This window comes from Blautia sp. 1001283B150304_161114_C9, from assembly GCF_015668165.1.
GTDB classification, from domain to species: Bacteria; Bacillota; Clostridia; order Lachnospirales; family Lachnospiraceae; genus Blautia_A; species Blautia_A wexlerae.
The window spans coordinates 33,901-46,131 of the sequence record NZ_JADPGO010000006.1 but is presented as its reverse complement, the minus strand read 5'-3'; the positions used below and the strand labels follow the sequence as shown (position 1 = coordinate 46,131).

Below are 12,231 nucleotides of genomic sequence, written 5' to 3'. Positions count from 1 at the left end.
AAAACAGTCAGCGATTTGTGTGATGCACTGCTGAACAAAAATCCGGAAAAAGTAGAGTTGATTTTTACAGAATATATGAAAAAAACGATCAGCATAAGAGATACCTTTGCCCGGAAACCAACGAAAGAAAATTTCTATCATGGATTGCTGCTTGGTATTCTGGGATTCAAAGAGAACTGGTCAGTAATGTCAAATCGGGAATCAGGAGACGGATTCGGGGATATTCTGATCCGTATAGAAGATGAAGATGTGGGAATTGTGATCGAAGTAAAATATGCAGATGACGAAAATCTTCAGGGAGAGTGCGAAAAAGCACTTCAGCAGATTATAGATATCAGATATACTGAGGCGTTAGAGCAGGAAGGGATTCATACAATCATAAAATATGGAATCGCCTGTTACAGAAAGAAATGTAAGGTGCTGATGAGAATAGACAAACAGTGAACACAGAATATTCAGACCTCATTACCGGATGCAGAACGAACGGTAATGAGGTCTTGTCACGTTATCCTTTAGTTACTGTTCACTCCGTTCACAGTAACTTAGCCAAAATTTATTCCAGATTGCCTGCGGCAATGGAATTTTGGCTTGTATGTCTCGGGATTTTGGCATATTCATGCCAAAACACCTCGCGGGATAGTGGTATGTGAACAGTAACATTCTTTACTCTAATGCTGAGTTTTTTCCGTGTTTACAATTGACATCTTAACAGGAAATGATTATGATATTTCTGACAGTGCTTTTTAGCTGTCCGGATTTCATATCAAATCAAATACCCTGTTGCCAGTGGGATATTTGATTTGATATGAAATGAATGAGGAATGGTGAAATACGAAGGAGAGTTAGAAATTATGAGTATTTCCATGATTGGAATTGACCATAATATGGCACCGGTGGATATTCGTGCGAAATTTGCATTTACAAAGAAAAATGCCGGTGAAGCAATGGAAAAAATAAAGAATGAAAATGGAATATATGGATGCGTGATCTTGTCCACCTGTAACCGCCTGGAGGTCTGGGCAAGTGTGGATGATGAGGTGGATGTCTGTCTTTATGACTGCCTCTGCAGGATAAAGGGAATCACTGAGGATTCTTACAGACAATATTTTGTAGAGCGTAAGGATCAGGAGGCAGTTGAGCATCTTTTTTATCTTACCAGTGGTCTGAAATCACAGATCATAGGGGAGGATCAGATCCTTACACAGGTGAAGGATGCCCTGAATCTGGCAAGAGAGAATTTTGCGGCAGATGGTGTTTTGGAGGTTCTGTTCAGAATGGCTGCCACAGCAGGAAAGAGGATTAAGACAGAGGTTCCTTTTTCCCATGGAAATCCGTCAGTGATCCATCAGGCCATCGGATTTCTGGCAGAGAAAGGGTATTCTCTCAGGGATAAGACCTGTATGGTCATCGGTAACGGTGAGATGGGTAAGGTGGCTGCTCAGGCTTTGCAGGAGGCAGGTGCAGATGTGACAGTGACCATCCGTCAGTACAGAAGCGGAGTTGTGAATATTCCGCTGGGCTGTAAGCGCATTAATTACGGTGACAGAATGGAGTATGTGCCGCAGTGTGACCTTGTAGTGAGTGCAACTGCAAGCCCGAATTTCACATTAAGAGAAGAATTATTCCAGGGAATCCGGACAAAGGATGACTTGATTCTGATCGATCTGGCAGTTCCCAGAGATATAGAGCCATCTGTTGGAAAGCTTCAGGGGGTCACACTTTATGACATGGACAGCTTCCGTATAGAGGAAGTTCCTGCAGAACTTCAGGAAAATCTGGAGGCAGCAGGCGCGATCGTAAGAGAGCAGATGGATGAATTTTTCCAATGGCTGGATGGAAGAGACCTGATCCCAAGAATTCAGGATATTAAAGATGAGGCAGTCAATGACCTGAATTTAAGGATTGCAAAGATATTAAAGAAAACACCTATGGAAGAGGATGACAGGCAGAATCTGGTCCATGCAGTGGATACGGCAGCAGGAAAAGTAGTAAATAAACTGATCTTTGGTCTGCGTGACAGTCTGAATCAGGAGATTTTCCTTGAGTGTGTGGCAGGACTGGAGAAAATATATGAAGAATAAGCCGTATTTTCCAATGTTTATAGACTTATCAGATAAGAATATCGTGGTTGTAGGCGGCGGAAACATTGCAACCCGTCGAGTGAAAACCCTTTTATCATTCACCAGAAATATCAGAGTCATTGCTCCGAAGGTCACCATGGAGATGATGGAGCTTGGCAAAGCCGGCTATGTAGAGCTGATCACACGTCCGGTGAAGCGTACAGACTTTGCGATGGCATATATGGTGATCGCAGCTACCAATGACAGAAAGTTAAATGATGAGATCCACAGGATCTGCAGGCAGGAAGGCGTTTATGTTAATGTAGCCAGTGACAGGGAGCAGTGCGATTTTTATTTCCCGGGAATTTATATGGAAGAGGGACTGGTGGTGGGAATTACAGCCAGTGGTCTGGACCATAAAAAAGCGCGCAGGATAAGAGAAGAGATTCAGAATGCCCTGGAGAGAGTTGCGCAGGAAGATGATAATGAGGAGGAAAATGATGACTGAGGTGATCATTGGAAGTAGAGAGAGTAAGCTGGCAGTTCTCCAGAGTGAGATGGTAAAAAGCTACATAGAGCAGAAAAACCGTGAAGAAAATGCCGGCTCTGAAATAACAGTAAATATCCTGACTATGAAAACGACAGGAGATATTATTCTGGATCGTACCTTGGATAAGGTGGGCGGAAAAGGATTGTTTGTAAAAGAACTGGACAGGGCATTGCTGGATGGTAAAAGCAATCTGTCTGTACACAGTCTTAAGGATATGCCTATGGAGGTTCCAAAAGAGCTTCCGCTTCTGGCTTTTTCAAAGCGTGAGGATCCAAGAGATGTACTGGTGCTTCCTGAGGGAGTGGCGGAGCTGGATCCGGATAAACCTCTGGGATGTTCCAGCTTAAGGAGAACTCTTCAGTTAAAGAAGCTGTATCCTGAGATGGAGGTAAAGAGTATCCGTGGAAATCTGCAGACAAGACTTCGCAAGCTGGATGAAGGAGAGTATTCCGGGCTGATCCTGGCAGCGGCAGGCCTGAAACGACTGGGACTGGAAAGCAGGATCAGCAGATATTTTACACCGGATGAGATGATTCCTTCAGCAGGTCAGGGGATTCTGGCTGTGCAGGGACGCAAAGGTGAGGATTATGGGTATCTGGACGGATACTGTGACAGGGATGCCTGGCTTGCAGGAACTGCAGAGCGCGCATATGTAAAATATCTGGACGGAGGATGTTCTTCGCCTGTAGCTGCATTTGCAGAGGTGGACGGAGATGAGATCTTTATCCGCGGCTTATATTACAGTGAAGCTACAGGAAAGTGGCTTACAGGTCAGATCAGAGGTGCAGCAGAGGATGGAGAGAAGCTTGGAATTGCACTTGCAAAGCAATTGAAGTCTGACTGTGAGGGAAGATAAAAAAATTTATAAAAAGAAAATTCTTGTGACGCAAAAAGGAGAAGAAACATGGCAGCTGGCAAGGTTTGGCTGGTTGGTGCGGGACCGGGTGATATCGGGCTTTTTACATTAAAGGGCGCAGCGGTTCTGCAGCAGGCAGATGTGGTAGTATATGACAGTCTGGTGGGCGAAGGGGTTCTGGCAAAGATCCCGGAGCATGCCAGACTGATTAATGTAGGCAAAAGAGCAAATCACCATACAATGGTGCAGGAGGACATTAATAAAGTTCTTCTGGAAGAAGCCAAAAAAGGAAATAAAGTAGTAAGACTTAAAGGTGGAGATCCCTTCCTCTTTGGAAGAGGCGGGGAGGAACTGGAACTCCTTTCTGAGAATGGAATCCCTTATGAGATCGTACCCGGAGTGACATCTCCGATTTCTGTTCCTGCTTACAATGGGATTCCTGTGACACACAGGGATTTCTGTTCGTCCTTACATATCATTACAGGACATAAACGTGCAGGACAGGAGTATGATATAGATTTTAATGCACTGACCCGGACAAAGGGAACATTGGTATTTCTCATGGGAATTGCAGCACTGGAGGATATCTGCAAAGGTCTTCTTGCAGGCGGCATGGATCCGGATATGCCGGCAGCAGTTCTTCAGAAAGGAACAACAGCAGGACAGAAGCGGGTGGTTGCTACTGTAGGTACCCTCAAGGAAGAGGTGGACAGACAGGGGATAGAGACACCTGCCATTATTGTTGTGGGAAAGGTATGTTCTCTGGCTGACAAATTTGCCTGGTATGAGAAGCTTCCTCTGGCAGGCTGGAAGGTTCTGGTCACAAGACCAAGACAGCATATTTCAAAGACAGCAGATCTTCTCCGCCAGAAAGGTGCCGAGGTTCTGGAACTGCCGTCTATCTGTACAGTACCTGTAGAGGATAACAGCAGACTGTATGAGGCATTTGAGAAACTGGATATTTATCAGTGGATCATTTTTACAAGTCCTGCAGGTGTGGAAATCTTTTTTGACGAGATGGACAGAAAAGAGATGGATGTGCGCAGCCTGGGACAGGCGAAGATCGCAGTGATCGGTGAAGGAACGAAAAAAAAGCTGAAAGAGCATCACCTGCTGGCTGATTTTGTGCCAGATGTGTATGACGGAGATACTCTTGGAGCAGAGCTTGCAAAAGAACTTCAGGGAAATGAAAAAATCCTGATCCCAAGAGCTGAAGCCGGAAATAAAAAGCTGACAGAACTGCTGGAGCAGACAGGGGCACAGGTGGATGATATTGCAACCTACACTACTCGTTATGAGAAGAGCAGGCTGATCGATGAGAAGAAAGAACTGGAGACAGGAAGTGTGGACTGTGTAGTATTTACCAGTGCATCCACTGTAAAGGGCTTTGTGGAAGGCACAAAGGGACTGGACTATACGAAGGTAAAAGCTGCCTGTATCGGAAAACAGACCAAAGCTGCAGCAGATGCTTATGGTATGCAGACCTGCATGGCAAAGAAGGCTACCATCGAAAGTCTCATAGAGCTTGTGGAAGAGATGAAACAGGAAAACTGATAACTATTCTGCAAAAAATGGAACAGTTATGAGAATTGTTGATAAAAGGAGCAAAAAGACATGGATTTAATTCAGAGACCAAGAAGATTAAGAGGCAGTGAAAATTTAAGAAAAATGGTAAGAGAGACAAGAATGGACAAGTCTTCCCTTATCTATCCCTTATTTGTAAAAGAGGGAACAGGAATCGAAGAAGAGATCCCTTCTATGGAAGGACAGTTCCGCTACAGTGTAGACCGTCTTCCTTTTGAACTGGAACGTCTGCAGAATGCAGGAGTAAACAGCATTATGCTGTTTGGTATCCCGGATCATAAGGATGAGGTGGGAAGCGGTGCGTACGACCCCAACGGAATCGTACAGAAGGCCCTGAGAGAAGCAAAGAAACAGTTCCCGGACATGTACTATATCACAGATGTATGTATGTGTGAGTACACTTCACACGGACACTGCGGAGTGCTCTGCGGTCATGATGTAAATAATGATGCAACACTGGAATTACTGGCTAAGACAGCTGTTTCCCATGTAGAGGCAGGCGCAGATATGGTAGCTCCCTCTGATATGATGGACGGACGTGTACGTGCTATCCGTGAGGCTCTTGACGGGAACGGACATTATGGAGCGCCGATCATGTCATATGCAGTAAAATATGCATCTGCTTTCTATGGACCATTCCGTGATGCTGCAGGTTCTGCACCGTCCTTTGGTGACAGAAAGAGTTACCAGATGGATTTCCACAACAGAAGAGAGGGAATGAAGGAAGCGCTTACAGATGTGGAAGAGGGCGCAGATATCATTATGGTAAAACCTGCCATGTCTTATCTGGATATGGTCTCTGAGGTATCAAAGGCTGTAAATGTGCCGGTTGCAGCATACAGTGTAAGCGGTGAATATGCAATGGTGAAAGCAGCTGCAAAGATGGGCTGGATCGATGAAGAACGTATTATGTGTGAGATGGCAGTCAGTGCATACCGTGCAGGTGCCCAGATCTATCTTACTTATTATGCAAAAGAACTTGCAAAATGCATGGATGAAGGGAGAATCGGCTGATGGGTTTATCAGAAGAATTATTTGACAGAGCAGTAAAGGTGATTCCGGGAGGAGTAAACAGTCCTGTACGTGCCTATGGCGCAATCGGTATTGCACCGAGATTTATCGACCGTGCAGACGGATGCCATATTTATGATGTTGATGGAAAAGAATATGTGGATTATATCGATTCCTGGGGACCGATGATCCTGGGCCATAATTTTCCGGAAGTAAAAGAAAGTGTACTGAAGGCATGTGAAAAGGGCCTCAGCTTCGGATGTGCAACTGCAATCGAAGTGGAGATGGCTGAGTTCATCTGTGACCATATTCCACATGTGGATATGGTGCGTATGGTAAATTCCGGTACAGAGGCTGTTATGAGTGCAGTCCGTGTTGCCAGAGGATTTACAGGAAAGAATAAGATTATTAAATTTGCAGGATGCTATCATGGACACAGTGATGCCATGCTGGTAAGTGCAGGCTCCGGTGTGATGACAAGCGGTGTTCCGGACAGTGCCGGTGTTCCTAAGGGATGCACAGAGGATACCATGACTGCTGTTTACAATGATCTGGACAGTGTACGTGCACTGATGGAGCAGGCTGACGGACAGACTGCTGCTGTTATCGTGGAAGCTGTAGGCGCCAACATGGGTGTGGTTCCCCCGAAAAAGGGGTTTCTGGAAGGGCTGAGAAAGCTCTGCGATGAGTACGGTGCTCTTTTGATCTTTGACGAGGTTATTACTGGTTTCCGTCTGGCTTTTGGCGGTGCTGCAGAATATTTTGGTGTGACCCCTGATCTGGTTACCTATGGTAAGATCATCGGCGCAGGTATGCCGGTTGGTGCATATGGTGGACGTAGAGAAATCATGGAACTGGTTTCTCCTGTTGGAAAGGTTTATCAGGCCGGTACCTTAAGCGGAAATCCTATTGCAATGGCAGCAGGACTGACACAGTTAAAATACCTCTATGAGCACCAGGAAATCTATAAAGATCTGGAGGAAAAAGGAAAACGTCTCTATGGCGGTATGGAGAAAATCCTGGCAGAGAAAAATCTGCCTTACCATATCAATCACGTATCCTCCCTGGGAAGCCTGTTCTTTACAGAGCAGGAGGTTGTGGATTATACATCAGCCAAATCTTCAGATACAAAAGCTTTCTCTGAATATTTCAAGGGAATGCTTGCGCAGGGAATCCATATGGCTCCGTCACAGTTTGAGGCAATGTTTTTATCTGTTGCCCATACAGATGAGATCATAGACCAGACACTGGAGGCTGTCAGAAATTATTTTACCAAATAAACAGCAGAGCGCTTATCCGGTATAGAACTTAGCCAAAATTCATTCCAGATTGCCTGCGGCAATAGAATTTTGGCTTGTATGTGAACAGTAACGACAGTAACCCATGAACTGGAAAAAATACATAAAACTGAGTTCCGTAATCTTGTTCTGATTGGGAAAATGTGCTATAATCACCTTATCGTATGACATCGTCCGGCAATATCGGGACGAAAATATTATTGCTCGCTGACAGCAGACGGGAACAGAGTGAGCGATGATAAATAAACTTCAGGACAGCAGGAGGAAAAAAGCATTATGAGTGAAAAGAAATATGTAGCTTATGTGGGCTCTTATACACATGGCTCTTCCAGACAGGGAATCCATGTTTATGATGTTGATGTTGAGAATGGCACTCTTACAGAACGCAGCAGTGTTGAAGTAAGTAATGCATCCCACATGGCTGTTTCAAAGAATGGTAAGTATCTTTATTCTATCGAGGATGAGGGTGTTGCAGTATTTGAACGTGATAAAAATGGTGATCTGTCACGTATCAACAGTGTAAATATTGATGGAATGAGAGGCTGCTTCCTTTCTACAGATGTTGACGGTAAGTATCTTTATGTTGCCGGATATCATGACGGTAAGGTGACTGTTGTACATACTCATAAGGACGGCAGACTCGGAAGCCTGATGGATGGCGTATTCCATACAGGACTCGGAAGTGTTGCAGAGCGTAACTTCCGTCCCCATGTGAACTGTGTTCGTCCGACTCCGGATAATAAATATCTCTGTGCAGTAGATAACGGAATTGATCAGGTGAAGATTTACCGTGTCAACAAATTGCGCAATAAGCTGGAACTGGTAGACATCCTGAGATGTCCGAGAGAGAGCGGCCCGCGTATCATTCGTTTTAGCGATGATGGTAAGTTTGCTTATATTCTCTTTGAACTCAGTAATGAGATCAGGGCTTACAAATATGATGGAAGCGGTAAGGTTCCGGCGTTTGAACTGATCCAGACGATTGAGACAAGTGCGAAGAAGGATGTTCATGATACACATAATGCAGCGTCCGGTCTTTCTCTTGCAAATGATGGCAAGCATCTTTTCTGTACAACAGCAGGTGAGGATACAGTTTCCATGTTTGAGCGTGATGAGGAGACTGGTATGCTGACAAGGAAGTTTACACTCCCGATCAGTGGTGAATATCCGAAAGATCTGGTACTTTTACCGGATGATAAGCATCTGGTGCTGGCTAATCATGCAAGTAATACACTGACTACTTTTACAGTGGATTATGAGAAGAATATTATTGTGATGAACGGCAAGCCGATTAAGATTACAGAGCCAAACTGTATCAGAATCTGGCCGGTTCCGGAAGAATAACAGATTCGTTACATAGAATCAGCAATATAGGCAGATAATAAAATACCTTCATTTGAAACTGAGATCAGCTCAGAATTCAAGTGAAGGTATTTTTGCGTGGATTAATTGGAATTATTTCCGATAAAAATCCCGAACCTTATCCATCTGGGAACTCATATTGACAAAGAGCGCATCCGCCAGTGTGATTGCTGCCATAGATTCTACCACAACCACTGCTCTTGGGACAATGACCGGATCATGTCGGCCATGAATTTCCAGAGAAAGAGGTTCTTTATCTTTGGTTACGGTCTGCTGCGGCTGGCTGATGGATGGGGTTGGCTTGATATGGGCACGAAGTATGATTTCACTGCCGTCACTGATTCCTCCCATGATTCCGCCTGCGTGGTTGGAGGTTTTGATGATTTCACCGTCTTTGACTGTGAATCCATCATTGTCAGTGGAACCGTTTGAGGAAGTCACTGCAATGCCGTCACCGATTTCAACAGCCTTGACTGCACCGATGGACATCAGGGCGTGGGCAAGAAGAGCACTGAGCTTGTCAAAGACAGGCTCGCCAAGTCCGGCAGGTGTTCCGGTAATACGACATTCGATCACGCCGCCTGCACTGTCCTGATTCTTCATACATTCTTCCAGATATTTACCGGCCTTCACTGCTGCCTGTGCGTCCGGCATATAAAATGCATTCTGATGGATTTCTTCTTTATTAAAAGAAGCGATTTCAACAGGTCCGATAGATCTGGTATAGGTGCAGATTGAAATGCCAAGTTCTTCTAATATTTTAGAAGCAATGGCACCTGCTGCAACTCTTCCGATGGTTTCCCGCCCTGAAGAACGTCCGCCGCCTCTGTAGTCGCGGAATCCGTATTTTTGGTCAAAAGTATAGTCTGCATGTCCGGGACGATAGGAATATGCAATATTTCCGTAGTCTCTGGAGCGTTGGTCTGTATTTCTTACCATTAGAGAAATTGGAGTTCCGGTGGTTTTGCCTTCAAAGACACCTGAGAGGATTTCTACCAGATCTCCCTCTTTGCGGGCAGTGGTGTATCTGCTCTGTCCGGGTTTCCTTCTGTCGAGAAATTTCTGAATGTCCTCTTCGCAGAGAGGGAGGCCTGCCGGGCATCCGTCTACCACAGCTCCGAGAGCTTTTCCGTGGGATTCCCCCCAGGTGGTTACCTTAAATTTATTTCCAAATGATGACTGGCTCATATGATTTGTATCCTTTCCTGTTATTGTATTAGAGCGTGTCTGGAAAATCATTCCCACAATCTGCACGCCCCACTTTGCGGGATATTTCACCTGAATTCAGTTGCCATAGTTAGAGCGTGTTTGGAAAATCATTCCCACAATCTGTACGCCCCACCTTACGGGACTTTTATAAATAAATACTACTTTATTATAGCGAAGTGTAAAAGTTTTGTAAACCGAAAGCATTGGAATTGACAAAAATTCATGTTCAAATTATAATGATGTTTGAGTCTTTGTGAAAATAAAGAGTAAACGTAACTGTTCAGTAATCTCTTGCAGAAGCTCTGAATAGTTGCAGATTTATTTGAGGGGAAATCGAGAAAAAGAAGGGAAGTGTGGATCGTGGTAAGGATTTTTAAGACAATCGATGGCGCTATCCATGAAATACAGGAACCACAGGAGGGCTGTTGGATTGCACTGACGAATCCTACGGCAACAGAAATTTTTGAAATTTCCGAGCAATTTGGGATAGAGGTGGACGATTTGCGCGCACCTTTGGATGAGGAAGAGCGTTCCCGTATAGAAGTGGAGGACAATTATACCCTTATCCTTGCAGATGTACCTGCGATTGAAGAACGTAACGAGAAGGACTGGTATGTGACCATCCCTCTTGGTATTATCGTGACTCAGAAGATGATCTTTACTGTATGTCTGGAAGACACACAGGTTCTGACAAGATTTATGGAAGGCAGGGTAAGAAACTTTTTTACCTATATGAAAACCAGATTTATTCTGCAGATTTTGTACCGTAATGCCAGCATGTATCTGAGATATCTGCGTATTATAGATAAGAAGAGCGAGCAGATTGAGGAGAAACTTCATCTGTCTACAAGAAATCAGGAATTGATGGAACTTCTGGAACTGGAGAAATCACTGGTATACTTTACCACATCTCTGCGTTCCAATGAGATGGTTCTGGAGAAACTTCTGAAGGTGGAGAGTATCAAGAAATATCCGGAGGATACAGAGCTGCTGGAGGATGTTATCATTGAGAATAAGCAGGCTATCGAGATGGCTAATATTTACAGTGGTATCCTCAGCAGTATGATGGGAACTTTTGCGTCAGTTATTTCCAATAACCTGAACATTGTCATGAAGGTTCTGGCTGTTATTACCATTGTTATGAGTATTCCGACTATTGTTTTCAGTGCGTATGGTATGAACCTGAGTGCTGCAGGAATGCCGTTTTCCAGGACACCATGGGGATTTCTTATCGTTATCATCCTTTCTGTAGTGGCAAGTATTATTGCAGCGATATTTCTTTCCAAGAAGAAGTTTTTCTGATTTTATGTCTGAACTGAGAGGCAGTTATTCGGTGCATAATTACGCAGAGAAAGCAGATTGTGGATATCCGCTGTAACGAAAGAACGAATAGCATTTTGTGAGAAAGGGAGATTTATGAAATTTATTGACAAACTGGAACGAAAATTTGGAAATCGCGGGATTGAGAATCTTACGATCTATATTATTGTAAGCTATGTACTGGGATATGCATTGATGTATATTAATCCAGGGGCTCTTTCCATGTTGAGTTTGAATGTCTCTAAAATCCTGCATGGTCAGATATGGAGACTTGTTACATGGATTATTTATCCGCCGAGTACGTCATCTGCTTTATGGTTTGTGATTGCGATATTGTTCTTTTATTATCCGATCAGTGCATCGCTGGAACGTACATGGGGATCATTCAGATTTACTGTATATATTTTATCTGGAATGATTTTTACAGTAATTTCTGCGTTTATTTTGTATTTTATCACAGGTGGAGTGTTAGATGCTTATCTGAATGGATCACAGTTTTCAACGTATTATATCAGTTTATCTATTTTTCTGGCATATGCGCTGACATATCCGGATATGAAGGTTTTACTGTACTTTGTAATCCCGATCAAGATGAAGTGGATGGCGATTGTATATGCTGCTCTTGTGGTATATGATATTGTCAGATATTTTATGGGAGGAGCATGGTTTATGGCACTGCCGATCATCGCATCCTTACTGAACTTTATTATTTTCTTCCTTGGTACAAGAAATCTTAACAGATACAATCCGAAGGAAATCCATCGCAGAAACCAGTTTAAGAGAGCAATGGGAGAAAGTAAGACCGTTCCCTTCCCGGGTGGTAACAAGTCAGGGGAAGTGACGAAGCACAAATGTGCAGTCTGCGGCCGTACAGAGAAAGATGATCCGAATCTGGAATTCCGTTTCTGTTCTAAATGTAACGGAAACTACGAGTACTGTCAGGATCATTTATATACACATATACACAAGAAGTAAGAGGAG

Annotated in this window: 12 protein-coding genes and 1 pseudogene; 11 read left to right on the top strand and 2 right to left on the bottom strand. The window is 44.0% G+C overall.

What is annotated here, in order from left to right; genetic code table 11:
* The first annotated feature begins 15 nt into the window (after positions 1-15).
* The 8 genes from I4V44_RS04655 (at position 16) to I4V44_RS04625 (ending at position 8,703) form a co-directional block, all read left to right on the top strand.
* Positions 16-444, top strand: a complete 429-nt coding sequence (locus I4V44_RS04655; protein WP_207736057.1) for a PD-(D/E)XK nuclease domain-containing protein — start codon at positions 16-18, stop codon at positions 442-444.
* A 407-nt stretch (positions 445-851) separates the two neighbouring features.
* A complete protein-coding gene (gene hemA, locus I4V44_RS04650; protein ID WP_196002405.1) occupies positions 852-2,081 on the top strand; it encodes a glutamyl-tRNA reductase in 1,230 nt (409 codons plus the stop codon).
* Complete coding sequence (locus I4V44_RS04645; RefSeq protein ID WP_022381476.1) at positions 2,071-2,568, top strand: precorrin-2 dehydrogenase/sirohydrochlorin ferrochelatase family protein; 498 nt, start codon at positions 2,071-2,073, stop codon at positions 2,566-2,568. The genes hemA and I4V44_RS04645 overlap by 11 nt, the downstream gene beginning before the upstream one ends.
* The gene (gene hemC, locus I4V44_RS17550) at positions 2,546-3,466 is read left to right on the top strand and encodes a hydroxymethylbilane synthase (RefSeq protein ID WP_330610584.1); all 921 of its coding nucleotides are present in this window, start codon (positions 2,546-2,548) and stop codon (positions 3,464-3,466) included. The genes I4V44_RS04645 and hemC overlap by 23 nt, the downstream gene beginning before the upstream one ends.
* Positions 3,467-3,514: 48 nt before the next feature.
* Complete coding sequence (gene cobA, locus I4V44_RS17545) at positions 3,515-5,020, top strand: uroporphyrinogen-III C-methyltransferase (protein ID WP_243280207.1); 1,506 nt, start codon at positions 3,515-3,517, stop codon at positions 5,018-5,020.
* A 60-nt stretch (positions 5,021-5,080) separates the two neighbouring features.
* Positions 5,081-6,064 carry a porphobilinogen synthase gene (hemB, locus tag I4V44_RS04635; RefSeq protein ID WP_196002404.1) on the top strand — a complete coding sequence of 328 codons (984 nt, stop codon included), beginning with the start codon at positions 5,081-5,083 and terminating at the stop codon, positions 6,062-6,064.
* Complete coding sequence (gene hemL, locus I4V44_RS04630; RefSeq protein ID WP_022381480.1) at positions 6,064-7,341, top strand: glutamate-1-semialdehyde 2,1-aminomutase; 1,278 nt, start codon at positions 6,064-6,066, stop codon at positions 7,339-7,341. The genes hemB and hemL overlap by 1 nt, the downstream gene beginning before the upstream one ends.
* A gap of 294 nt (positions 7,342-7,635) precedes the next feature.
* Positions 7,636-8,703, top strand: coding sequence for a lactonase family protein (locus I4V44_RS04625; RefSeq protein ID WP_055151343.1), 1,068 nt, complete (start codon positions 7,636-7,638; stop codon positions 8,701-8,703).
* Positions 8,704-8,814: 111 nt separating this feature from the next.
* Here I4V44_RS04625 and aroC read toward each other — a convergent pair whose 3' ends face one another.
* On the bottom strand, positions 8,815-9,999 hold the full coding sequence (aroC, locus tag I4V44_RS04620) for a chorismate synthase (protein WP_370792776.1): 1,185 nt from the start codon (positions 9,997-9,999) through the stop codon (positions 8,815-8,817).
* Between aroC and I4V44_RS18480 the strand changes: the two are divergent.
* A pseudogene (locus I4V44_RS18480) lies at positions 9,949-10,059 on the top strand (DUF6783 domain-containing protein); the annotation flags it as partial. The gene aroC and the pseudogene I4V44_RS18480 overlap by 51 nt on opposite strands.
* On the opposite strand, the gene I4V44_RS18475 reads toward I4V44_RS18480, so the two are convergent.
* Positions 10,006-10,134 carry a DUF6783 domain-containing protein gene (locus tag I4V44_RS18475; RefSeq protein WP_368205588.1) on the bottom strand — a complete coding sequence of 43 codons (129 nt, stop codon included), beginning with the start codon at positions 10,132-10,134 and terminating at the stop codon, positions 10,006-10,008. The pseudogene I4V44_RS18480 and the gene I4V44_RS18475 sit on opposite strands and share 54 nt — an antisense overlap.
* Positions 10,135-10,290: 156 nt before the next feature.
* Between I4V44_RS18475 and I4V44_RS04615 the strand changes: the two genes are divergently transcribed.
* Positions 10,291-11,232, top strand: coding sequence for a magnesium transporter CorA family protein (locus tag I4V44_RS04615; protein ID WP_025576939.1), 942 nt, complete (start codon positions 10,291-10,293; stop codon positions 11,230-11,232).
* A gap of 114 nt (positions 11,233-11,346) precedes the next feature.
* Positions 11,347-12,225, top strand: a complete 879-nt coding sequence (locus I4V44_RS04610; RefSeq protein ID WP_196002403.1) for a hypothetical protein — start codon at positions 11,347-11,349, stop codon at positions 12,223-12,225.
* Positions 12,226-12,231: the final 6 nt, after the last annotated feature.